Here is a 21,697-nt window from a genome sequence, read left to right as displayed (position 1 = left end):
CCTGTCGCCTTCTCTGCGGCGCGGCCTCATTAAGCCAAAAGCTTAATTTCCCCCCCTCCATAAATGATTACGTCATTCCTATATGAATCTGACTGAACTCAAGCAAAAGCCGATTACCGAACTGCTCGAATTGGCCGAACAGATGGGCATAGAAAATATGGCCCGTTCGCGCAAGCAGGACGTGATTTTCTCCCTGCTCAAAAAGCACGCTAAAAGCGGCGAGGAAATCTCCGGTGATGGCGTGCTGGAGATTCTCCAGGACGGCTTCGGCTTCCTGCGCTCCGCTGACGCTTCCTATCTCGCCGGTCCGGACGACATTTACGTCTCGCCGAGCCAGATCCGTCGCTTCAACTTGCGCACCGGTGACACCATCGTTGGCAAGATCCGCCCTCCGAAGGAAGGCGAGCGTTATTTCGCGCTGCTCAAGGTCGACACGATCAACTACGATCGTCCCGAGAACGCGAAAAACAAGATTCTCTTCGAGAACTTGACCCCGCTGTTCCCGACTGTGCGCATGAAGATGGAAGCCGGCAACGGTTCCACCGAAGACTTGACCGGTCGTGTCATCGACCTGTGCGCCCCGATCGGCAAAGGCCAGCGCGGTCTGATCGTTGCACCGCCGAAAGCCGGTAAAACGATCATGCTGCAGAACATCGCAGCCAACATCGCGCGTAACAATCCTGAAGTTCATCTGATCGTATTGCTGATCGACGAACGTCCGGAAGAAGTAACCGAAATGCAGCGCACCGTGCGCGGCGAAGTGGTTGCCTCGACGTTCGACGAGCCGCCAACCCGCCACGTGCAGGTTGCCGAAATGGTGATCGAGAAGGCCAAGCGCCTGGTCGAGCACAAGAAAGACGTGGTGATCCTGCTCGACTCCATCACCCGACTGGCTCGCGCCTACAACACCGTGATCCCGAGCTCCGGCAAAGTGCTCACCGGTGGTGTCGATGCCCACGCCCTGGAGAAACCGAAACGTTTCTTCGGCGCCGCGCGGAACATCGAGGAAGGCGGTTCGCTGACCATCATCGCCACCGCGCTGGTTGAAACCGGCTCGAAGATGGACGAAGTGATCTACGAAGAATTCAAAGGCACCGGCAACATGGAACTGCCTCTGGACCGTCGTATCGCTGAAAAACGCGTCTTCCCGGCCATCAACATCAACCGTTCCGGCACCCGCCGCGAAGAGTTGCTGACGGCCGACGACGAGTTGCAGCGTATGTGGATCCTGCGCAAGCTGCTGCACCCGATGGACGAAATCGCTGCCATCGAGTTCCTGGTCGACAAGCTGAAAACGACCAAGACCAACGACGAGTTCTTCTTGTCGATGAAGCGTAAGTAAGGCGGTTTTACATCCGCTAAAAATGGCGTCCTTCGGGGCGCCATTTTTTTTGCGCGAAAAATGGGAGGTTTGTGATTAACTCCGGTCAGTTAGAAAACTAAAAACGATCGTAAAAACAATCAACTGACTGGCCTTACTGTTTATGAGCACGCTTGCTTATCGAAGGGACATCGACGGCTTACGCGCAATCGCCGTGATTGCTGTGGTGCTGTTCCACTTTGGTGTTCCAGGGTTTACCGGCGGATTCGTCGGCGTGGACATCTTCTTTGTCATATCCGGCTACCTGATCACCTCGATCATCTGGAACCAGCGTCAGGCCGGGCGTTTCAGCTTTGTCGATTTCTGGGCCCGACGTGCCCGACGAATCCTCCCTGCGTTGTTTGCGATGATCATTGCCGTGCTGGCGGTGGGCTGGTTCCTGCTGGCGCCCAAGGACTATGAAGAGCTGGGGCGCTCGGTGCGTTACCAGGTGATGTTTGTTTCCAACATCCTGTTCATGCGTCAGCACGGCTATTTTGATGTCGCTTCCGACCTCAAACCGTTGCTGCATACCTGGTCACTGGCGGTTGAAGAGCAGTTCTATATCGTCTTCCCGCTGTTGCTGACGCTGTTGTCGAGCCGTCTCAAGCATTGGCGACTGGCGCTGTTCGCGGTGTTGCTGGTGTCGTTCGGGCTCAGTGTCTGGGCCGTTGCGCATCATCCCGAGAAAGCGTTTTTCCTGTTGCCGATGCGTGCGTGGGAGCTGTTGGCTGGCGCGATGCTGGCTGTTGCGCCCAGAAGCCAATGGCGCCTGACTACCGCTGGCGCTCAAGTGGTCAGCCTGACCGGGTTCGGGATGATTCTGCTGGCGGTCGTGGGCTACGACAGAAGCACGCCATTTCCCGGTGCCGCAGCGTTGCTGCCGACCCTGGGTGTGGTTGCGCTGATCTGGGCCAACGGCCACCGGCAGACTCTGGTCGGTGGATTGCTGGCCAGTCGTGTGCTGGTCGGCCTCGGGCTGATTTCCTATTCCTGGTACTTGTGGCACTGGCCGGTGTTTGTCTTTGCCAGCTATGCCAGTGTCGATGAGCCCGGCCCGTTTGATATTGCCGGCCTGATTCTGCTCACCCTGGTGCTGGGTTACTTGTCGTGGAAATTCGTCGAGACGCCGTTCCGCGAGCGGCGGCTGTTGGCGGGGCGTCGGCAGGTGCTGGTGGCGGCCGGTTTCGGCATTCTGGTGTTGGGCCTGGCCGGCCAATCGCTGCGCTGGACCGATGGCTTGCCGTCGCGCCTGTCCGATCAAGCGTTGCAGTACGCCGAGGCGAAGGAATGGCGACCGGAACTGATGCGTTGCCTGGCCGACGACAAGACCCCTGACGACAAGCTTTTCTGTCATTACGGGGCGCCAGCACTGTCGTCACAGGTGCTGGTCTGGGGCGACAGTCACGCCACCGCCCTGATTCCGGTGTTCGATGAGGGCGCGCAAAAACATGGCATCAACGTGATTCTCACCAGCTCCGCGGGCTGCATCCCGGTGGAAGGGCTTGAGCATGATCAGCGCTGCGCTCGTTTCAATCGTCGGGTCGAGCAGGCCTTGAAACCACAAACGGTGGGCGACGTGGTGCTGGTCGCGCGCTGGAGCCTGTATCTCTATGGCGATGCGAAGGGCGACCTCGGGCATGCTCTGAAAGATTCCCAAGGTCGTTACGACCGGACCCATGCCGAGCAGCGACTCGCCGAAGGATTACAGGCGACCGTCCGGCAATTGCGCAATGGCGGGCACCGCGTCTGGCTGATCAAGGAGGCGCCGCTGCAACCCTTCAGTCCGCCGTACCGCCTCAGCCGCCTGGCCATGTTGCACCGTCCGACCGATGACGTCGGGTTGGCTGTGGCCGAGCACTTCAAGCGTCAGGCGTTCATCAGCCAACTGTTTGCGCAAGTGGCGGCGGCCAACCCCGGCGTAACCGTGGTCGATCCGGCGCCGTTGTTGTGTGATCAAGCGGGTCTGTGCCGCGCCGAGCTCGACGGCCATTCGCTGTATACCGACGACAATCACCTGTCAGAGGTCGGTGCGCGCTTCATCGCGCCGGTGCTTGATCCGCTGTTCAACCGCTTGCAAGCCCGGACGACACTGGGCAATGGCAACGCAAATGCGGCCAAGTAATCAGCGATAAGCTGCCAGCGGACGGCAGAGCAGGTAGGATGTACGCCTATTTTAGGGGTGCCATCGTCAATGAAATTCAAGGATCTTCGGGATTTCGTGCAGCAGCTTGAGCAGCGCGGAGAGTTGAAACGCATCCAGATCCCCGTCTCTCCAGTGCTGGAGATGACCGAGGTCTGTGATCGCACGCTGCGGGCAAAAGGCCCGGCGCTGTTGTTCGAGAACCCGACCGGCTACGACATTCCAGTGCTCGGCAACCTGTTCGGCACCCCCGAGCGGGTGGCCATGGGCATGGGCGCCGAGGCGGTCAGCGAACTGCGCGAGATCGGCAAGCTGCTGGCCTTCCTCAAAGAGCCTGAGCCGCCGAAGGGCTTGAAAGACGCCTGGTCCAAGCTGCCGATCTTCCGCAAGATCATTGCGATGGCGCCGAAAGTCGTCAAGGATGCGGTGTGCCAGGAAGTGGTCATCGAAGGCGACGACGTCGACCTGGCGATGCTGCCGGTGCAGACCTGCTGGCCGGGCGATGTCGGCCCGCTGATCACTTGGGGCCTGACCGTCACAAAAGGTCCGAACAAGGACCGCCAGAACCTCGGCATCTACCGTCAGCAGGTCATTGGCCGCAACAAAGTCATCATGCGCTGGCTGAGCCACCGTGGCGGCGCACTGGATTATCGCGAGTGGTGCGAGAAGCATCCCGGCCAGCCGTTCCCGGTCTCCGTGGCGCTGGGCGCTGATCCGGCGACCATCCTCGGCGCCGTGACGCCGGTGCCGGACAGCCTGTCCGAATACGCTTTCGCCGGTCTGCTGCGCGGCAACCGCACCGAGTTGGTGAAATGCCGCGGCAATGACCTGCAAGTTCCAGCCACTGCGGAAATCATCCTTGAAGGCGTGATCCATCCGGGCGAAATGGCCGACGAAGGCCCGTACGGCGACCACACCGGTTACTACAACGAAGTCGACAGCTTCCCGGTGTTCACCGTCGAGCGCATCACCCACCGGATCAAACCGATCTACCACAGCACCTACACCGGCCGTCCGCCGGATGAGCCGGCGATTCTGGGCGTGGCGCTGAACGAAGTGTTCGTGCCGATCCTGCAGAAGCAGTTCCCGGAAATCACCGACTTCTACCTGCCGCCGGAAGGTTGCTCGTACCGCATGGCCATCGTGACCATGAAGAAGTCGTATCCGGGCCACGCCAAGCGGGTAATGCTCGGTGTCTGGTCGTTTTTGCGACAGTTCATGTACACCAAGTTCGTTATCGTCACAGACGACGATATCAACGCCCGGGACTGGAACGACGTGATCTGGGCCATTACCACGCGCATGGACCCCAAGCGCGACACGGTGATGATCGACAACACGCCGATCGACTACCTCGACTTCGCCTCGCCGGTCTCCGGCCTGGGCTCGAAGATGGGGCTCGATGCCACGCACAAATGGCCGGGCGAAACCACTCGCGAGTGGGGCCGGGTGATCGTCAAGGACGACGCCGTGACCCAGCGGATCGATGCCATCTGGAATCAGTTAGGAATAGATTGATGCGTGTAACCTTGCAGCCCTCCGGAGCAGTGCTACAGATTCTGCCCGGCGAGCGGATTCTCGATGGCGCGCGGCGCCTGGGCTATGAATGCCCGCAAAGCTGCCGCAACGGTAACTGCCACGTGTGCGCGGCGTTGCTGGTGGAAGGGCGGGTCGAACAGGCCGGCGATGTGCGTGACCATGGCGAGTTCTACACTTGCATAGCAGAGCCGCTGGAAGACTGCATCGTGCTGTGGGATGGCGTGCTCGCGCTGGGAGAATTGCCGGTGCGCAGCTTGTCGTGTCAGGTCATTGAATGCAGGGATGTGGGCGGCGATACCTTTCGCGTGCATCTGCGAGCGCCGGCGGGCAAGCCGCCGCGTTATCACGCTGGCCAGTATTTGATGATCGAGCGTGAGAACGGCGAGAAATCCGCCTTCTCCCTGGCCTCGGCCCCGCATGGCGGGCGAGACCTGGAAATCCATGTACTGGCGCGCGAAAGCAGTGCGCAAAACCTGATCGAACAACTGCAGCGCAATCCGATGGTGCGGATCGAGATGCCGTTCGGCGATACCCATCTGGCGGAATTGCCGGACGGTCCGCTGGTGCTGATCGCCGCCGGCACCGGCATGGGCCAGATCCACAGCCTGATCGAACATTGCCGGGCCGCGGGGTTTAAACATCCGGTGCATCTGTATTGGGGTGTGCGTCGTCCCGAAGACTTTTACGAAATCGAACATTGGGACGAATGGCTGAAACTCCCGAACCTGTTTCTGCATAAAGTCGTCAGCGATCAATGCGGCTGGCAGGGGCGTTGCGGGATGCTGCATGAGGCGGTGTGTGAGGATTTCCCTGATCTGAAATCCTTGCACGTGTATGCCAGCGGCTCACCGGCCATGGTCTACGGCACACTGGATGCGTTGGTTGAAGCGGGGATGGATGCTCATCAGATGCGCGCGGATGTGTTTGCGTACGCGCCACGGTCTTAAGCGTTATAACTTCCCATATAGCCGATCGGTATTTATGGATTTATATAAATGCCGGTAGGTTATATCTCAGCGAGGCAATTATTTAAAAATTGTGCCATGGCACTTAAATTGCCTTAAAACATATGTGCCTTATTGTTACAGCGGTGCGTTCTATTAAGTAATTCTTCACTCGCGGGGAGCTGAACGCTATTCGCCATGAGCGCCATTGAATCTTCATTTTTGAATCTGGCTTACCCTCCGCGGCTCGATCTGGGGCCGCAGCTTACGCACGAACAATTGCTCAGCTCGATGCAGTCGACCATGGCGCGTCACAAGGGCGGGCCGGTCTGGCTGTTCGCTTATGGTTCGCTGATCTGGCGCCCTGAGTGCGCGGCGGTGGAGCGAGTGCGCGGCCGAGTGCATGGCTACCATCGTGGCTTGTACCTGTGGTCCCACGAACATCGCGGTACGCCGGAAGTCCCCGGTCTGGTCTTTGGTCTGGATCGCGGCGGTTCTTGCAGCGGCTTCGCTTATCGTTTGCCCGAAGAACAACTGGAAGCCTCGCTTTATGCGCTTTGGCAGCGCGAAATGCCGTTCCCGTCCTATCGCCCACACTGGCTCAACTGCCGTCTCGAAGACGGAAGCCAGGTTCAGGCATTGGGATTTGTCTTGGAGCGGCACTTGCCCAGCTACGCCGGCAACTTGCCGGATCATGTGCTGAGCCACGTGTTCGAAAACGCTTGCGGGCGTTACGGCACCACTCGCGATTATGTCGAGCAGACCGCCAACGCCCTGCGCAGCCACGCCATGCCAGACCGGAATCTGGAGGCGCGGCTCAAGCGCTGTAAATCAAAAGCCGATCAGGCGATCGCTTCGCGGCTCTGACTGGCGACTTGCTTGTGCCACAGCGTCGGTGCAAGGAAGGCCATCGCCAACAGGCACGCGCCGATCAGTAGGACAAAACCGCCGTCCCAGCCAAAGTGGTCCACGGTGTAGCCCATCGCTGCACTGGCTGCGACCGAGCCACCCAGATACCCGAACAGACCCGTGAAACCCGCTGCCGTACCGGCGGCTTTTTTCGGTGCCAGTTCCAGCGCTTGCAGGCCGATCAGCATCACCGGACCGTAGATCAGGAAGCCAATCGAGATCAGCGCGATCATGTCGACAGTCGGGTTGCCGGCCGGGTTGAGCCAATAGACCAGCGTCGCCACGGTCACCAACGCCATGAACACCATGCCGGTCAGGCCGCGGTTGCCACGGAAGATCTTGTCCGACATCCAGCCGCACAACAGTGTCCCGGGAATACCTGCCCACTCGTAGAGGAAATACGCCCACGACGTTTTGTCCACGCTGAAGCCTTTGGCTTCTTTGAGGTAGGTCGGTGCCCAGTCCAGCACGCCGTAGCGCAGCAGGTAGACAAAGACATTGGCCATTGCGATGTACCAGAGCATTTTGTTGCGCAGCACGTATTTGACGAAGATTTCCTTGGCGCTGAATTCTTCTTCGTGACTGGCGTCATAGCCTTCCGGGTAGTCGTTTTTGTACTTCTCGATCGGCGGCAGGCCAACCGATTGCGGTGTGTCGCGCATGGTGACGAAGGCAAACACCGCCACCGCCATGGCAACGGCCGCCGGCACATAGAACGCCGCGTGCCAGTCATTGAACAAGCCCATGCCCAGCAGGAACAGCGGGCCGATCAGGCCACCGCCGACGTTATGTGCGACGTTCCACAGGGACACTACGCCGCCGCGTTCCTTTTGCGACCACCAGTGAACCATGGTCCGCCCACTTGGCGGCCAACCCATGCCCTGGGCCCAGCCGTTGATAAACAGCAGGATGAACATGATGGTCACGCTGGACGTCGCCCAAGGCGCAAATCCGAAAATGAACATCACGCCAGCCGATACCAGCAGGCCGAATGGCAGGAAGAAGCGCGGGTTGGAGCGGTCGGAAACAATGCCCATCAGGAACTTGGACAAACCGTAGGCGATGGCAATCGCCGACAACGCCAGACCCAGCTCGCCACGGGTATAGCCCTCTTCGATCAGGTAGGGCATGGCCAGGGAGAAGTTTTTGCGCAGCAGGTAATAACCCGCATACCCAATGAAAATCCCGGCGAAGATCTGCCAGCGGAGGCGTTTATAGGTGTCGTCTATTTTTTCTTCAGGCAATGGAGCCTGATGTGCGGCAGGACGAAAGAAAGCAAACATTCAAGAGCTCCAGATTTCTTGTTTTGACTGCGGATGCGAATGTTACAGTTTCGTTACCGAAAATAGCACCGGTTCGCATCGACCAAACAGCGGAAATGTGGGGGATCGCGTGTTCCTTTATGAACATGTCGCACAGGTATAAGTGAAGGGCGTTGTGGGAAACGTCCCGAGTGGTCATTGATGAGGCATTTCGGTCCGGGGTAGGACGGGGCTTTGGGAAATGTCCTGCGACTGAACAGGAAGTCGCGGCGTTCTGTTTCTGATCACCGAGTCTTAACCTTTGTGCTGGTGCCGGGATTGGCATTTCAGTGGTGAAGGGGAGGGGTTATGCGGTGGTTGGTGTTTTTGCTTTTGTTGGTTGGGCCCGTGGGTGTTTGGGCTGGGGAGGTGTTTTTGATCCCTGAAAACAATCCGAAGCCGATTTACCCTAGAGATCTTTTCCGAGCCGGGGTCACGGGTGAAGTCAGGGTCAGATTCATGGTGTATGCCGACGGCTCGGTCAACAAATTGAGCATTTTGCAAAGCGACCATCCCGATCTGGCTGAAGCGGCCAGGAAGGCGATTACGCAGTGGCGTTTCAAGCCGTGGGCGGTCGAAGGCGACATACCTGCCGAGCAGGAAGTGACGGCCCCAATGGTTTTCCGACTGGATCTGGACACGCCCATTCACACTAACCAGTGGCTCAAGCAGTTGAGATGCCGTGACATCAATGAGGCGCTGGTCGATTTTCCGGAGTACGCGTGGGTTGATTCCGCCGTGTTTGATTACACGCGTGCTTATTTGTCGAACGTGATTTATACGACGCAGCTACAGAATGAGGAGCGTCTGGCATTGATTGCCAAGTTGAACAAGCGGGTGCCGAAAATCGTTCGGGAGTGCCGGAACAGCCCGGTTCGCAAATACATGAGCTTGCTGCCGGAAGATATCCGGAAGTTGCTTTAGCCTCTGACAATAAAAAAGCGGCCTGGATAATCCAGACCGCTTTTTTTCAGGCTCAGCGAACCTGAACCACCACTTTCCCGACCGCCTTGCGCTGGCCAAGATCATTGATCGCCTGCGCCGCATTGCTCAGCGGATACACCTGCGACACCAGTGGTTTCAACTTGCCCTCGGCAAACCAGCCAAACAATTGCTGGAAGTTTGCCGCGTTGTCCTGCGGCTGACGTTGGGCAAACGAACCCCAGAACACGCCGACCACCGCCGCACCCTTGAGCAGCGCCAGGTTCACCGGCAGTTCCGGAATGCGGCCGCTGGCGAATCCGACGACCAGTAGCCGGCCGTTCCAGGCGATGGCACGGATGGCCTGGTCGAACAGGTCACCACCGACCGGATCGTAGATCACGTCGGCACCCTGGCCGTCGGTCAGGCGTTTGATCTCGTCCTTGAGGCTGGTTTCGCTGTAGTTGATCAGTTCATCGGCACCGGCCGCCTTGGCCACCGCAAGTTTTTCGGCGCTGCTGGCAGCGGCGATCACGCGGGCGCCCATGGCTTTGCCGATTTCCACGGCGGCCAGGCCGACACCGCCGGAAGCGCCGAGCACCAGCAGGGTTTCACCCGGTTGCAGGTTGCCCCGTTGCGTGAGTGCGTGCATCGACGTGCCGTAGGTCATGCTGAACGCGGCGGCGGTGTTGAAGTCCATCGATGGCGGGATCGGCAGCACGTTGTAGCCCGGCACCGCGACTTGTTCGGCAAAGCTGCCCCAGCCGGTCAGGGCCATGACCCGGTCACCGACCTTGAGGTGGCTGACCTTTTCACCCACCGCACTGACCACTCCGGCCGCTTCGCCACCCGGGGAAAACGGGAAGGGCGGTTTGAACTGGTATTTACCCTCGATGATCAGCGTGTCCGGGAAATTCACCCCGGCGGCATGCACGTCCAGCAGGATTTCATTCTTCTTCGCGACAGGACTGGCGACGTCTTCCAGCACCAGCGATTCGGCGGGGCCGAAGGCTTTGCACAGCACGGCTTTCATCAGGGCTATTCCTTTGGGAGTGATGGCCGATAAGTGTAGGTGTGTGAGTCGATGGGTCAACGAGCATGCCCGACCCTGATAGCCAGCCATAAGCTTGTGCTTGAGCGGCGGGTCGTTATGCTAGGCCGCAAACCGGATAAGGAGCGAATTGTGAAAGCGTGGATCATGTTGTTGCTGGCCCTGTCTCTGCCCGTGGCAGCGATGGCCGAAGAAGCCAAAGAAGGTGAAGCTCCGAAGGTCAATTACATCACCCTGAGCCCGCCGTTCGTGGGCAACTACGGGCTGGACGGTACGCCGAAGCTCAAGGTCTACAAGGCCGATGTGGCCTTGCGCGTGACCGGTGACGAGGCGACAAAAGCGGTGAAGGCCAACGAGCCGTTGATCCGCAATCAGCTGGTGGCGTTGTTTGCGCAGCAGACGACCGAAGCGATGAGCAACGTTGAAGCCAAGGAAAAGCTGCGTCAGGAAGCTTTGAAGCAGACTCAGCAAGTGATGAATGACGAAACCGGCAAGCCGGTGGTTGAGGATTTGTTGTTCAACAACCTCATCATTCAGTAAGTCTCTCGCTGCCCGGGCCGGCCTCTTCGCGAGCAAGCCCGCTCCCACAGGACCTGCGCAGAACCCTGTGGGCGCCGGCTTGGCCGCGATTCAGGACGCCAGGCTTTTGCGAAACCGCATCAGCGCAATGATGAAGAACAGCAGGCCAATGGCGCTTAATGCCAGCAAGTCCGGCCAGACCACACCGATGCCCGCATCGCGAAACAGTATCGCCGCACTGAGGCTGACGAAGTGCGTCGAGGGCGAGCCTTGCATCACCCATTGCAGCCATTGCGGCATGCTGTCGAGCGGCGTACTGCCCCCGGAGAGCAGCAACATCGGGATGATCACCGGAATTGCCAGCAGGCCGAATTGCGGTGTCGAGCGGGCGAGGGTCGCGAGGAATATCCCCAGCGCTGTGCTGGCGAACAGATAAATGGCCGTCACCAGCAAGAACAGGGTCATGGAGCCGGCCAGAGGCACGCCGAGTGCACCTTTGACGATCACCTCCAGCGAGACCCAGGTGCATAGCACCACCACCAGCATGTTGCTCCAGATTTTCGCCAGCATGATTTCAAGCGCCGTCAGGGGCAGCACCAGCAAATGGTCGAGGGTGCCGTGTTCGCGTTCACGCAGCAGCGCTGTGCCGGTCAGGATGATGGCGAGGATGGTGATGTTGTTGACGATTTGAATCACTGCCAGGAACCAGCCACCCTCCAGGTTGGTATTGAACAGCGCTCTCGTGGTCAGCAGCACGGGGGCTTTGCTCGCCGCATCGCCCTGGCCACTGTAGGTCAGCAATTCGCGCTGGAAAATCCGTCCGATGTACCCCGCGCCCATGAACGCTTGGCTCATGGCGGTGGCGTCGACGTTGACCTGCACGGCTGGCTGGCGGCCAGCCAACAGATCCGCCTGGAAATTGGCCGGGACATTGATGACGAACGTGAATCGCCCGCTGTCGAGTACTTCGTCCAGTTGTTCGTAGGGCAGCGCCACCGGAGGCTGGAATTCCGGCGGTTGCAGGGCTTGCGCCAATTGTCGTGACAGGTGGCTGTGATCTTCATCGACGATGGCCACGCTGGCGTTGTGCACGCCGATCACCGAGCCCGCAGCCGGCATGTAGATCGCGACGGTGAAGGCATAGAACAGGAACAGCAGCAACACGCTGTCGTGTCGCAGGCTGGTGAGTTCCTTGAGGCCAAGACGCAGGATGTGCGCAAGCTTGTGCATCAGGCCTCCTGCTTTTTCAGCATGGCCAGGCTAAGGCCGGTGAAACCCAGAAAAAACCCGAACAGTGCCAGGCATTGCGGCCACAGCTGCCGGATATCCAGTGCCTTGGTAAATGTGCCAACGGCGATATCGAGGAAATAGCCCGCTGGAAACAGCATCCCCATGACAGCAGCCGCGCCATCAAGGGACGACCGCGGCACGATCAAGCCGGAAAACTGAATGGTCGGCAAACTGGTAATGATCATGGTGCCGAGAATGGCGGCGATCTGGGTTCGGGTGAACGCCGAAATCAACAGGCCCATGCTAGTGGTTGCCAGCACGTAGAGCAGTCCGCCGAAGGCCAGGGTCAGGGCGCTGCCCTTGAATGGCACGCCGAACAGCCAGCGGTTCATGGCGGTCAGGACGGCGAGGTTGATTAGGCTGATGGCCAGATACGGCGCTTGTTTACCTAACAGGAACTCCAGTCGTGTGAGCGGTGTGGCGTAGAAGTTGGTGATCGAACCCAGTTCTTTCTCCCGCACGATGCCCAGTGCCGTCAGCATGGCCGGAATGAACGCCAGGATCAGCGCCATCACTCCGGGACCGATGGCGTTGACGCTGACGACATCCTGGTTGTAACGGAAGCGGGTTTCCAGTTTGGCTGCCGTTTGCCGGTTCAGTGCGGGGCTGGACTGCTCGGCCAATTGCATCAGGTTGGCCTGGTGTACCGCTTCCACGTAATTGCGGCTGGTTTCGGCGCGAAACGGCATGCCGCCATCGAACCAGGCTGCCACCGCGGGTTGGCGACCAGCGAACAGATCTCGGCCAAATCCCGACGGGATCTCCAGGGCCAGTTTGATTTCCGAGCGCTGTAATCGTCGATGCAATTGCGCCGCGTCGCTGATGGGCGGTTGTTCGTCGAAATAACGGGAGCTGCGGAAAGCCTCCAGGTACGCCCGGCTTTGTGGGGTCTGGTCCTGGTCGTAAACCGCGAAGGCGAGTTTTTCCACGTCCAGGGAAATGCCGTAGCCGAAGATGACCATCATGAACATTGCCCCGAGCAGGGCAAAGGCCATGCGCACCTTATCGCGCAGCAACTCCTTGCCTTCACGACTCGCCAACGCCCGTAACCGTCCAAAGCTGAAGCGGCTATCTTGCATCGGTGTGGCTGGTACGGGCGTCGTGTCGACGGGCGTTGGCGGCGTCGACGTTGCGATCGGGCCTTGGGCCTGTTCCAGGCAAGTGACGAACGCCGCCTCCAGTGTCTGGCCATTGAACTGCTGTTGCAGGGCTGCCGGGGTGTCGCAGGCCAGGACTTTGCCAGCGTGCATCAGCGAGATGCGGTCGCAGCGCTGGGCTTCATTCATGAAGTGCGTGGACAGGAAAATCGTCACGCCCTGTTCGCGAGACAGTTCGATCAGCAACCGCCAGAAATCATCCCGGGCAGCCGGATCGACGCCGGACGTCGGCTCATCGAGGATCAGCACTTCCGGGCGATGCAGCACCGCCACCGCCAGGGATAACCGTTGGCGCAGGCCAAGGGGCAGTGCTCCAGACGGTTGATGAGCGACGCTGCCAAGATTGAAGCGCTGGATCAGCTCGTCGATGCGTTGCGCGCTCTCGGCCTTGGGCAAATCGAACAGCCGCGCGTGCAAATCCAGATTCTGCCGCACGCTGAGTTCGCCATAGAGCGAGAAGCTCTGGGACATGAAGCCGACGCGCTTGCGGGTGGCCAGATCCTTGGCATTCACCGGATTGCCCAGCAGCGTGGCGCTGCCTTCGCTGGCCGGGATCAGCCCGGTGAGCACTTTCATGGTGGTGGTTTTGCCGCAGCCATTGGAGCCCAGAAACCCGAAGATCTCGCCGCGGCCGATGGCGAAGCTGACCTTGTCCACCGCCGTGAAGTCGCCGAAGCGCAGGGTCAGGTCGTGGGCCTGGATGGCGATGTCGGCGGTGGCGTTGGTTCGGGCAGGGATCACCAGCGGCTGGTTGTCACGGCCGGTGTCGCCCTGAAAGTGGGTAAAGGCGTCATCGAGCTTGCCGCTGGGAGTCACCGCCCCGAGGTCTCGGCTCAGGCCGGCGGCGATCAGTTTGCCGCCATCGAGCATCAGGCAGTGTTCGAATTGCTCGGCCTCTTCCATGTACGCGGTGGCGACCAGCAGCGTCAGTTGCGGGCGCTGGCGCCGAACGTCATCAATCAACTCCCAGAAACGCCGCCGGGACAAGGGATCGACCCCGGTGGTCGGCTCGTCGAGGATTAGCAGGTCGGGCTCATGAATAAGCGCACAGCACAGGCCGAGCTTCTGTTTCATTCCGCCCGACAACTTGCCCGCCGGGCGCTCGGCGAACCGCAGCAGGTCGGTGGCCAGCAACAGACTTTGCATGCGCTGATCACATTCGGTTCCGGACAGCCCGAACAAGGTGGCGAAGAAGTGAATGTTCTCGCTGATCGACAGTTCGGGATACAGGTTGCCGCCCAGGCCTTGAGGCATGAACGCGATTCGCGAATAGAGGCTGTTTCGGTGCCGTCGGTCCTGGATCGAGCCACTGAGCACGTCCAGTTGGCCGTCTTGTAACGTCTTCACGCCAGCGATCAAACCCAACAGACTGGATTTTCCGGCGCCATCCGGACCGATCAAGCCGCATCGGGTACCGGCGGGCAGGCTGAACGTGATGTCGGTTAGCACTTGCTGTTGGCCGTAACGGTGCTGAAGGCCGGCGGCACGCAGCGCCAGGGCGGTCATTGAAGATTGGCCGGCCAGGCAATGGGCGCCGTGCGCACGTAACCGTTACCGGGCATCCCCGGTTTGGCTTGGGGCACGCTGCTGGGTTGGGTCAGGCGTAGCTTGACCCGAAACACCAGTTTCTGACGTTCGTCGCGAGTCTCGACTTCTTTGGGTGTGAACTGCGATTTGGCCGCCACGAAGCTGATTTTCGCCGGCAACGGCTGACCGGGCAGGGCGTCCAGCAGGATCCGCGCTTCATCACCGACCGCCAGGCGTCCGACGACGGATGCAGCGAGATAGAGGTTCATGTACTGGTCATTCGGATCGATCAGCAGCAATACCCGCCCACCGGCGCCGAGGACTTCACCGGGTTCGGCCATACGCAGCTGAATCACCCCGTCAATGGGCGCCCGCAGGCTGCTGTCGTCAATTTCGCTGGTCAGCTGAGCGACTTGTGCCTGTGCCGCGCCAATGGCTGCGCCGACAGCGGACACCTGAGCGCGGGCTGCGGTGACGGCCGCGTTGCCGGTGTCGAAGCGCGATTGCTGTTGGTCGATGATCTGGCCGCTGGCGAAACCGCGTTTGAACAATTCCTGGGAGCGGTTGAGCTCTTGCTGCGCAAGCCGTTGCTCGCTCTGGCGCAGTTGCACATTAGCCTGGGCGGCATTGAGGTTCTCCCGGGCGCGTATCACTTCGGCTTCAGCCTGCCTGCGCTGGGCTTCGAGGGTCCGGGTGTCCATGCGTGCCAGCAGTTGGCCCTTGGTCACCTTGTCGCCTTCATCGACCAGGACTTCGGCCAGCCGGCCGGGTGTTTTGCTGGCGATCTGTACTTCAGTGGCTTCAAGCCGACCATTACCGACATACAACCCTTCGGGCAGTCGGTTAAGCGTCGACTTCCAATAACCAAACCCCCCGGCAGCCAGCAGCAAAGCTCCCAGCAAAAAGGCAAAGAAAAGTGAAGAGCGGCTGTGCATCGACATATCGGCATCCTGCGTATGTAGCGTCGTAGTCTGACAGGCAAGCGGTGGGGCGACTTGATATCTGTCAACTGGGTGCCACGCCTGATCGATCCAGATCAGAGCGGCGGGCAGTGCAGCGTTTTTCAGCGCAGGCCCAACACCGCTGCCCATTGCTCGGCGGTGACGGGCATCACCGAAAGCCGCGAACCTTTCTGCACCAACGGCATCTGCGCCAACGCCGTCTGCTGCTTCAAGTAATCCAGCTTTAACACTTTGGCAAACGTCTCGACATGCGCCACATCAATCGCGCTCCAGGCGTTTTTCTCTGCCGTGGCCTTGGGATCGTAGTAATGACTTTCCGGCTCCAGCGCCGTCGGGTCCGGATACGCCGCTTCAACAATCTTTCCGATCCCGGCAATCCCGGGCTCGGGGCAGCTGGAGTGATAGAAGAAAAACTCGTCGCCCACTGCCATCGCCCGCAAAAAGTTACGCGCCTGATAGTTGCGAACCCCGTCCCAGCGCGCTTTTCCAAGCTTCGCAAGATCTTTGATCGAGAGTTCATCGGGCTCGGATTTCATCAGCCAATAGGCCATGGTTTTTGCTCCTTGCGAGGTGAGTGGGCAAGTTGTCGGGCAATTTTATGACAAACCGACGGTCGGTTGACGCCAGCGTTTGCGTGTCAGTTCACGTTGTCGCAAAATGCCGGCCTTCTAAGCTTGACGCTGCTGCACGGCCTACACCTACAACGGAAACCGCTGCTGTCATCGTGTTGATGTGCCTTTGGGGGGCAATCGATGAAACGCAAACCGGATTTACTATGGATTTTGGTTATTTTGTTCGGCCTCGGCGTCGTGACCACTGGCTATGCCCAAAGCCTGTGGAATAACAAGACCGACGCACCGATCGAAATCGCGCAGCAACAACAATCGTCGGCCTTCAAGCGCTGAGACTGTCTTTCGGACGCCGCTGATCCTGGCGTCTAACCTGCGAAATACCACGCCTTGTCGGTTACCGTTCCTTGCAACGGCACATCCCAGCTCGCCTGAGCCAATCGTTCTACCTTCTGACATTCATGGGCCAGCCCCAGCAGTGTCGGCTTGCGCCAGTTTTTCCTGCGCGCCAGATAGGCGAGGCTTCGATCGTAGAAACCGCCGCCCATTCCCAGGCGTCCGCCGACGTCGTCAAATCCCACCAACGGCAATAGGACCAGGTCCAGCGCCCAGACTTTGCGCTGACGGGCGAGGTTGTGCCGGGGTTCGAGAATGCGAAAGCGGTTGGGCTTCAGCTTTTCACCGGGACGAATCCGCTGGAACACCATTTTGGTTCGCGGCCAGGCACTGAGCACCGGTAGATAAGTCGCCTTGCCCCGACGCTGCGCAGCGCGCAGCAGCAAGCGCGGGTCGATTTCACCGTCGGTGGGCAGATACAGGGAGATGTGTTTTGCCCGGCGAAACAGCGGCTGCTGGGCTAATTGCTTGTACAGCCCGCGAGCAGCCTGGCGCTGTTGACTGGGTGTCAGTGCGCGGCGGGCCTTGCGCAGCATGCGTCGAAGTTGCGGGCGGGGCAGCAGCGCAGGTTCGGTCATGGATTCAGGCTTCGACAGGACGGATACATAAAGCGTACCCGTAAAAAAGCCGATGCCGGTATTTAAACCGGCATCGGACTGGAATCAGGCTCCCCGGATGAACCGCTGCTGACTTAGCCCTTGAACCCGAAAGTTCAAGGTGGAAGATGCAGTAGGCTTTAAGGCTTTCCGTCTAGCGGACATGCACACCAGCCCAACGTGCAGCCTCCAGGGTAGTGCGAATCGGCTCAGGGACGTGGTCAACTGGCAAGCACCCCAGGGAGTGTTGCGAGTATACCCCAAGCGGTTTCGTGTTTCAGCCCTTGGTGACGTCCGGATCGGTGGCGAGCACCAGATCGACGCGATCCAGCAGGTCGCGAACCTGCTCTCGCGTCGAGCCGCTGGCCTGCACATCCGGGCGCTCTTCCTTGTGCAAAAGATCGTGGGTGATGTTCAGCGCGGCCATCACGGCGATGCGGTCGGCACCGATGACTTTGCCGCTGCTGCGGATTTCGCGCATCTTGCCGTCCAGGTAACGGGCGGCGCTCACCAGGTTGCTGCGCTCTTCCTGGGGGCAGATGATCGAATATTCTTTATCGAGGATCTGCACGGTAACGCTATTGCTTGAACTCATGAGTCTTGCTCCAGGGCCTTGAGGCGCGAAATCATTGATTCGACCTTACGCCGGGCGATTTCGTTCTTTTCAATGAGGTGAGCGCGTTCCTCGCGCCAGGTTTTTTCCTGAGCTAATAGGAGTCCGTTTTGACTCTTAAGTTGCTCGACCCGATTAATTAGCAGTTCGAGTCTGGCCATCAGCGCTTGCAGGTCGGTGTCTTCCATTGTGTCCACTGAATTAGGTCTGATGGATGGTAGATGGCGGACAGCCTTTAATAGTCTTGGCGAGTCTGTCGATGTAGGATACAAGGCCTTCATTCTAGACATAGCGCCGTCTGGCGCCTAGCTGCCCATGCCCATTCAGAATTCCCCGTACCAAGCCTTCGCCACACTGCTGACTTCCAGCGGTCATAACGTCTCGCCTGCCGAACTGCATGGCCTGCTGCTCGGCCGCAGCTGCGCCGGTGCGGGCTTCAATGCAGAAGAGTGGTTGATCGATGCCGCCGAGCTGCTCGAAACCGAGCCCCAGGATAATGTCCGCAATGCCTTGATCGGCTTGCAGGAGATGGTCAAGGGCGAGCTCACCGGCGACGACGTGACGGTCGTTCTGCTGCTGCCGACCGATGACGAACCGCTGGCTGAGCGTGCCGCGGCACTGGGCCAATGGTGCCAGGGCTTCCTCAGCGGTTTCGGCCTGAACTGCCGTGACAGCAGCATGCTGAGTACTGAAGCCACTGAAGTGTTGCAGGATCTGGCCGCCATTTCCCAAGTGCAAGACGCCCTGGAAGAGTCCGAAGACGGCGAAAGCGACTACATGGAAGTGATGGAATACCTGCGCGTTGCGCCGCTGCTGCTGTTCTCGGAAACCAAAAAAGCCGATGTGCCGCCAGCCGCCAAGCCGTCGTTGCATTAATCGTTTGCCAGGGAAAGCCATCTGCCCATGATTCATATCCCGAAATCGGAATACAGCCGTCGCCGCAAGGCCTTGATGGCGCAGATGGAACCCAACAGTATCGCGATCCTGCCCGCCGCCGCGGTGGCCATTCGCAACCGCGACGTCGAGCACGTCTACCGCCAGGACAGCGATTTCCAGTACCTGAGCGGCTTCCCCGAGCCGCAGGCTGTCATCGTGCTGATGCCTGGTCGCGAACATGGCGAATACATTCTGTTCTGCCGTGAACGCAACGCCGAGCGCGAGTTGTGGGACGGCCTGCGCGCCGGCCAGGAAGGCGCGATCCGCGACTTCGGCGCCGACGATGCGTTTCCCATCACCGACATCGACGACATCCTGCCGGGCCTGATCGAAGGTCGGGACCGGGTGTATTCGGCCATGGGCAGCAACCCGGAATTCGACCGGCACCTGATGGAGTGGATCAACGTGATCCGCTCTAAAGCGCACCTCGGCGCCCAGCCGCCGAACGAATACGTTGCCCTGGATCATCTGCTGCACGACATGCGCCTGTATAAATCGGCGGCAGAAGTGAAGGTGATGCGCGAAGCCGCACGGATTTCCGCCCAGGCGCACATCCGCGCGATGCAGGCCAGCCGGGCCGGACTGCACGAATTCAGCCTTGAAGCCGAGCTCGACTACGAGTTCCGCAAGGGTGGAGCGAAGATGCCGGCTTACGGTTCGATCGTCGCCGCCGGACGCAACAGCTGCATCCTGCATTACCAGCAGAATGACGCGGTGCTCAAGGACGGCGACCTGGTGTTGATCGATGCCGGTTGCGAGATCGACTGCTACGCCAGCGACATCACCCGCACCTGGCCGGTCAACGGCAAGTATTCAGCGGAGCAGAAAGCGATTTACGAGTTGGTGCTGGCGTCGCAAGAAGCTGCATTCGCCGAAATCGCCCCGAACAAACACTGGAATCAGGCGCACGAAGCCACGGTCCGGGTGATTACCGCCGGTTTGGTGAAGTTGGGCCTGTTGCAGGGCGACGTTGACGAGTTGATCGCCAGCGAAGCCTATAAAGCGTTTTACATGCACCGCGCCGGCCACTGGCTGGGCATGGATGTGCATGATGTCGGCGAGTACAAGGTCGGCGGCGAATGGCGGGTGCTGGAAGTCGGCATGGCGCTGACCGTGGAGCCGGGTATCTACATTTCCCCGGACAACCAGAACGTAGCGAAGAAATGGCGCGGCATAGGCGTGCGCATCGAGGACGACGTGGTGGTCACCAAAAACGGTTGTGAAATCCTGACCCAGGGCGTGCCGAAAACGGTCGCCGAGATCGAGGCCTTGATGGCTGCCGCGCGGACACAAGCCGCATGAGTCGAGTCAATCTGGCAATCATCGGTGGCGGTCTGGTCGGTGCCAGCCTGGCGTTGGCGTTGCAGGCCGGGGCCAAGGCCCGCGGCTGGAAGATCGTGCTGATTGAACCCTTTGCCCCCGGCCACACCTATCAACCGAGTTACGACGCCCGTTCTTCGGCGTTGTCCTACGGGGCCAAACAGATTTATCAACGGTTGGGCGTGTGGCAGGAAATCTCCCGCCGCGCCGAGCCGATCAAGCAGATTCATGTCTCCGACCGTGGACGTTTCTCCACCGCGCGTTTGTCGGCGATGGAAGAGGGCGTTCCGGCGCTGGGCTATGTGGTGGAAAACGCTTGGCTCGGCCAGTGCCTCTGGCAAGGTCTGGATAAGGACGTGGTCACGTGGCGTTGCCCGGCGGAAGTCACGCGCATGGAGCCGCTGACCGATGGCTATCGCCTGACCCTCAATGATGAAACCACCCTGGAATGCGACCTCGCGGTGCTCGCCGATGGCGGCCGATCCGGCCTGCGCGAGCAATTGGGAATCGGCATCAAAAAGCGTCCGTATAACCAAAGCGCCTTGATTGCCAACATCACTCCGAGCGAAGCGCACAACGGCATGGCCTTCGAGCGCTTCACCGATGACGGCCCGATGGCGTTGTTGCCGCTGCCGGAAAACCGTTGCGCCTTGGTCTGGACCCGATTGGGGATGGACGCGCAACGACTGGCGGCGCTGGATGAGCGCAGCTTCCTCAGCGAGTTGCAGGGCGTGTTCGGTTATCGCCTTGGCACCTTGAAACAGGTGGGCGCGCGGCATCTTTACCCGTTGACGCTGATCGAAGCCGAAGAGCAAGTGCGCCCGCATCTGGCAATCCTCGGCAACGCCGCCCACAGCCTGCACCCGATCGCCGGTCAGGGTTTCAACCTGTCGTTGCGTGATGCACAGGCTCTGGCCGATGCACTGCTGGCGAGTGAGACCTCGCCCGGCGATTTCGCGACATTGCAGGCTTACCGCGAACGTCAGCGCATGGATCAGAACCTGACCGTGGGCTTCTCCGATCAGGTGACCCGTTTGTTTGGCAGCACCCAGCCACTGGTTTCGCTGGGCCGCAACATCGGCCTGCTCGGCCTCGATCTGCTGCCGCCGGCCAAGCGCTGGTTCGCCCGGCAGGCCATGGGATTGGGTACGCGTCCTGATGCTTAAGTGGCTGGTTGGCACGTTCGGCAAAGCGCGGTTGATGCGTTGGTTCATGTCGTTCTATCCGCCGTACTTCGGCGCCGGGGTTCGGGTGCGGCACATCAGCGATGACTTCCGGGACATCCAGGTGTCCATGGGCCTGAGCTGGTACAACCGCAATTACGTCGGCACCCAGTTTGGCGGCAGCCTGTATTCGATGGTCGACCCCTTCTACATGCTGATGCTGATGGAAAACCTCGGACGTCAATACATCGTCTGGGACAAAGCTGCTGACATCGATTTCATCGCGCCGGGCAAAGGCCCGGTGTTCGCCCGTTTCACGATCGACGAGACCTTGCTCGACGAGATCCGCCGGCAGACGGCGAATGGCGAAAAATACCTGCCGCAATTGCAGGTCGATATTCATGACGGCGCCGGCGCCCTGGTGGCGCGGGTGCAGAAAACCCTTTACGTGCGGCTCAAGCCGCAAGCGAGACAGGCTTAA

21 protein-coding genes and 1 other RNA gene are annotated in these 21,697 nt (G+C 59.8%); 12 read left to right on the top strand and 10 right to left on the bottom strand.

The window, feature by feature from the left end; all coding sequences use genetic code 11:
• Window positions 1–82 precede the first annotated feature (82 nt).
• From rho to ACA060_RS27935, 5 genes are all read left to right on the top strand, one after another.
• A complete protein-coding gene (gene rho / locus ACA060_RS27955) occupies window positions 83–1,342 on the top strand; it encodes a transcription termination factor Rho (RefSeq protein ID WP_007942421.1) in 1,260 nt (419 codons plus the stop codon).
• 142 nt (window positions 1,343–1,484) lie between these two features.
• The gene (locus ACA060_RS27950; RefSeq protein ID WP_497314404.1) at window positions 1,485–3,485 is read left to right on the top strand and encodes an acyltransferase family protein; all 2,001 of its coding nucleotides are present in this window, start codon (window positions 1,485–1,487) and stop codon (window positions 3,483–3,485) included.
• A 69-nt stretch (window positions 3,486–3,554) separates the two neighbouring features.
• Window positions 3,555–5,021 (top strand): 4-hydroxy-3-polyprenylbenzoate decarboxylase, encoded by a 1,467-nt coding sequence (ubiD, locus tag ACA060_RS27945; RefSeq protein ID WP_007942423.1) that lies wholly within the window; start codon window positions 3,555–3,557, stop codon window positions 5,019–5,021.
• Window positions 5,021–5,989 (top strand): CDP-6-deoxy-delta-3,4-glucoseen reductase, encoded by a 969-nt coding sequence (locus tag ACA060_RS27940; RefSeq protein ID WP_109635768.1) that lies wholly within the window; start codon window positions 5,021–5,023, stop codon window positions 5,987–5,989. Before ubiD ends, ACA060_RS27940 begins: the two co-directional genes overlap by 1 nt.
• A gap of 195 nt (window positions 5,990–6,184) precedes the next feature.
• Window positions 6,185–6,853, top strand: coding sequence for a gamma-glutamylcyclotransferase (locus ACA060_RS27935; protein WP_109635766.1), 669 nt, complete (start codon window positions 6,185–6,187; stop codon window positions 6,851–6,853).
• Here the strand turns inward: ACA060_RS27935 and glpT are convergent.
• On the bottom strand, window positions 6,829–8,178 hold the full coding sequence (glpT, locus tag ACA060_RS27930; RefSeq protein WP_109635765.1) for a glycerol-3-phosphate transporter: 1,350 nt from the start codon (window positions 8,176–8,178) through the stop codon (window positions 6,829–6,831). The genes ACA060_RS27935 and glpT overlap by 25 nt on opposite strands.
• Window positions 8,179–8,505: 327 nt before the next feature.
• Here glpT and ACA060_RS27925 point away from each other — a divergent pair, with 327 nt between their 5' ends.
• On the top strand, window positions 8,506–9,120 hold the full coding sequence (locus tag ACA060_RS27925) for an energy transducer TonB (RefSeq protein ID WP_497314401.1): 615 nt from the start codon (window positions 8,506–8,508) through the stop codon (window positions 9,118–9,120).
• 52 nt (window positions 9,121–9,172) lie between these two features.
• Here the strand turns inward: ACA060_RS27925 and ACA060_RS27920 are convergent, their stop codons facing one another.
• Window positions 9,173–10,150: an NADPH:quinone oxidoreductase family protein gene (locus ACA060_RS27920; protein WP_497314399.1), complete on the bottom strand. Its 978-nt coding sequence runs from the start codon at window positions 10,148–10,150 to the stop codon at window positions 9,173–9,175.
• 150 nt (window positions 10,151–10,300) lie between these two features.
• Between ACA060_RS27920 and ACA060_RS27915 the strand changes: the two genes are divergently transcribed.
• Complete coding sequence (locus ACA060_RS27915) at window positions 10,301–10,708, top strand: flagellar basal body-associated protein FliL (protein WP_109635761.1); 408 nt, start codon at window positions 10,301–10,303, stop codon at window positions 10,706–10,708.
• 90 nt (window positions 10,709–10,798) lie between these two features.
• Here the strand turns inward: ACA060_RS27915 and ACA060_RS27910 are convergent, their stop codons facing one another.
• The 4 genes from ACA060_RS27910 to ACA060_RS27895 form a co-directional block, all read right to left on the bottom strand.
• Window positions 10,799–11,917: an ABC transporter permease gene (locus ACA060_RS27910; protein WP_109635760.1), complete on the bottom strand. Its 1,119-nt coding sequence runs from the start codon at window positions 11,915–11,917 to the stop codon at window positions 10,799–10,801.
• Complete coding sequence (gene rbbA, locus ACA060_RS27905) at window positions 11,917–14,640, bottom strand: ribosome-associated ATPase/putative transporter RbbA (protein WP_497314397.1); 2,724 nt, start codon at window positions 14,638–14,640, stop codon at window positions 11,917–11,919. Before rbbA ends, ACA060_RS27910 begins: the two co-directional genes overlap by 1 nt.
• Window positions 14,637–15,602 carry an HlyD family secretion protein gene (locus tag ACA060_RS27900; RefSeq protein ID WP_497314395.1) on the bottom strand — a complete coding sequence of 322 codons (966 nt, stop codon included), beginning with the start codon at window positions 15,600–15,602 and terminating at the stop codon, window positions 14,637–14,639. Before ACA060_RS27900 ends, rbbA begins: the two co-directional genes overlap by 4 nt.
• Before the next feature lie 122 nt (window positions 15,603–15,724).
• The gene (locus tag ACA060_RS27895) at window positions 15,725–16,174 is read right to left on the bottom strand and encodes an EVE domain-containing protein (RefSeq protein WP_497314393.1); all 450 of its coding nucleotides are present in this window, start codon (window positions 16,172–16,174) and stop codon (window positions 15,725–15,727) included.
• Between the two features lie 201 nt (window positions 16,175–16,375).
• Between ACA060_RS27895 and ACA060_RS27890 the strand changes: the two genes are divergently transcribed.
• A complete protein-coding gene (locus tag ACA060_RS27890; RefSeq protein WP_178082330.1) occupies window positions 16,376–16,528 on the top strand; it encodes a hypothetical protein in 153 nt (50 codons plus the stop codon).
• A gap of 32 nt (window positions 16,529–16,560) precedes the next feature.
• On the opposite strand, the gene ACA060_RS27885 is transcribed toward ACA060_RS27890, so the two are convergent.
• The 4 genes from ACA060_RS27885 to ACA060_RS27870 all read right to left on the bottom strand — a co-directional run bounded on the left by ACA060_RS27885 (window position 16,561) and on the right by ACA060_RS27870 (window position 17,985).
• Entirely contained in the window at window positions 16,561–17,166 is a 606-nt protein-coding gene (locus ACA060_RS27885) for a 5-formyltetrahydrofolate cyclo-ligase (protein ID WP_010465002.1), read from the bottom strand.
• A gap of 86 nt (window positions 17,167–17,252) precedes the next feature.
• Window positions 17,253–17,431: non-coding RNA, 6S RNA (gene ssrS, locus ACA060_RS27880), on the bottom strand.
• 30 nt (window positions 17,432–17,461) lie between these two features.
• Window positions 17,462–17,779, bottom strand: a complete 318-nt coding sequence (locus ACA060_RS27875; protein WP_007942435.1) for a cell division protein ZapA — start codon at window positions 17,777–17,779, stop codon at window positions 17,462–17,464.
• On the bottom strand, window positions 17,776–17,985 hold the full coding sequence (locus ACA060_RS27870) for a TIGR02449 family protein (RefSeq protein ID WP_003213954.1): 210 nt from the start codon (window positions 17,983–17,985) through the stop codon (window positions 17,776–17,778). Before ACA060_RS27870 ends, ACA060_RS27875 begins: the two co-directional genes overlap by 4 nt.
• A 127-nt stretch (window positions 17,986–18,112) precedes the next feature.
• On the opposite strand from ACA060_RS27870, the gene ACA060_RS27865 reads away from it, so the two are divergent.
• The 4 genes from ACA060_RS27865 to ACA060_RS27850 are packed head-to-tail and all read left to right on the top strand — an operon-like array spanning window position 18,113 to window position 21,697.
• Window positions 18,113–18,673, top strand: coding sequence for a YecA/YgfB family protein (locus ACA060_RS27865; RefSeq protein WP_109635753.1), 561 nt, complete (start codon window positions 18,113–18,115; stop codon window positions 18,671–18,673).
• A 27-nt stretch (window positions 18,674–18,700) separates the two neighbouring features.
• Window positions 18,701–20,035 (top strand): Xaa-Pro aminopeptidase, encoded by a 1,335-nt coding sequence (pepP, locus tag ACA060_RS27860; protein WP_109635752.1) that lies wholly within the window; start codon window positions 18,701–18,703, stop codon window positions 20,033–20,035.
• Window positions 20,032–21,219 (top strand): 2-octaprenyl-6-methoxyphenyl hydroxylase, encoded by a 1,188-nt coding sequence (ubiH, locus tag ACA060_RS27855; RefSeq protein ID WP_497314389.1) that lies wholly within the window; start codon window positions 20,032–20,034, stop codon window positions 21,217–21,219. Before pepP ends, ubiH begins: the two co-directional genes overlap by 4 nt.
• Window positions 21,212–21,697 (top strand): DUF4442 domain-containing protein, encoded by a 486-nt coding sequence (locus ACA060_RS27850; protein WP_497314387.1) that lies wholly within the window; start codon window positions 21,212–21,214, stop codon window positions 21,695–21,697. Before ubiH ends, ACA060_RS27850 begins: the two co-directional genes overlap by 8 nt.

This window comes from Pseudomonas sp. LBUM1671 (assembly GCF_059695685.1).
This window is presented reverse-complemented; position numbering and strand designations above follow the sequence as displayed.

What these genes read in the sequence shown, in the direction of transcription:
- rho (WP_007942421.1), top strand. Translation starts at nt 83, where the DNA reads ATGAATCTGACTGAACTCAAGCAAAAGCCGATTACCGAACTGCTCGAA.
- ACA060_RS27950 (WP_497314404.1), top strand. Translation starts at nt 1,485, where the DNA reads ATGAGCACGCTTGCTTATCGAAGGGACATCGACGGCTTACGCGCAATC.
- ubiD (WP_007942423.1), top strand. Translation starts at nt 3,555, where the DNA reads ATGAAATTCAAGGATCTTCGGGATTTCGTGCAGCAGCTTGAGCAGCGC.
- ACA060_RS27940 (WP_109635768.1), top strand. Translation starts at nt 5,021, where the DNA reads ATGCGTGTAACCTTGCAGCCCTCCGGAGCAGTGCTACAGATTCTGCCC.
- ACA060_RS27935 (WP_109635766.1), top strand. Translation starts at nt 6,185, where the DNA reads ATGAGCGCCATTGAATCTTCATTTTTGAATCTGGCTTACCCTCCGCGG.
- glpT (WP_109635765.1), bottom strand. Translation starts at nt 8,178, where the DNA reads ATGTTTGCTTTCTTTCGTCCTGCCGCACATCAGGCTCCATTGCCTGAA.
- ACA060_RS27925 (WP_497314401.1), top strand. Translation starts at nt 8,506, where the DNA reads ATGCGGTGGTTGGTGTTTTTGCTTTTGTTGGTTGGGCCCGTGGGTGTT.
- ACA060_RS27920 (WP_497314399.1), bottom strand. Translation starts at nt 10,150, where the DNA reads ATGAAAGCCGTGCTGTGCAAAGCCTTCGGCCCCGCCGAATCGCTGGTG.
- ACA060_RS27910 (WP_109635760.1), bottom strand. Translation starts at nt 11,917, where the DNA reads ATGCACAAGCTTGCGCACATCCTGCGTCTTGGCCTCAAGGAACTCACC.
- rbbA (WP_497314397.1), bottom strand. Translation starts at nt 14,640, where the DNA reads ATGACCGCCCTGGCGCTGCGTGCCGCCGGCCTTCAGCACCGTTACGGC.
- ACA060_RS27900 (WP_497314395.1), bottom strand. Translation starts at nt 15,602, where the DNA reads ATGTCGATGCACAGCCGCTCTTCACTTTTCTTTGCCTTTTTGCTGGGA.
- ACA060_RS27895 (WP_497314393.1), bottom strand. Translation starts at nt 16,174, where the DNA reads ATGGCCTATTGGCTGATGAAATCCGAGCCCGATGAACTCTCGATCAAA.
- ACA060_RS27890 (WP_178082330.1), top strand. Translation starts at nt 16,376, where the DNA reads ATGAAACGCAAACCGGATTTACTATGGATTTTGGTTATTTTGTTCGGC.
- ACA060_RS27885 (WP_010465002.1), bottom strand. Translation starts at nt 17,166, where the DNA reads ATGACCGAACCTGCGCTGCTGCCCCGCCCGCAACTTCGACGCATGCTG.
- ACA060_RS27875 (WP_007942435.1), bottom strand. Translation starts at nt 17,779, where the DNA reads ATGAGTTCAAGCAATAGCGTTACCGTGCAGATCCTCGATAAAGAATAT.
- ACA060_RS27870 (WP_003213954.1), bottom strand. Translation starts at nt 17,985, where the DNA reads ATGGAAGACACCGACCTGCAAGCGCTGATGGCCAGACTCGAACTGCTA.
- ACA060_RS27865 (WP_109635753.1), top strand. Translation starts at nt 18,113, where the DNA reads ATGCCCATTCAGAATTCCCCGTACCAAGCCTTCGCCACACTGCTGACT.
- pepP (WP_109635752.1), top strand. Translation starts at nt 18,701, where the DNA reads ATGATTCATATCCCGAAATCGGAATACAGCCGTCGCCGCAAGGCCTTG.
- ubiH (WP_497314389.1), top strand. Translation starts at nt 20,032, where the DNA reads ATGAGTCGAGTCAATCTGGCAATCATCGGTGGCGGTCTGGTCGGTGCC.
- ACA060_RS27850 (WP_497314387.1), top strand. Translation starts at nt 21,212, where the DNA reads ATGCTTAAGTGGCTGGTTGGCACGTTCGGCAAAGCGCGGTTGATGCGT.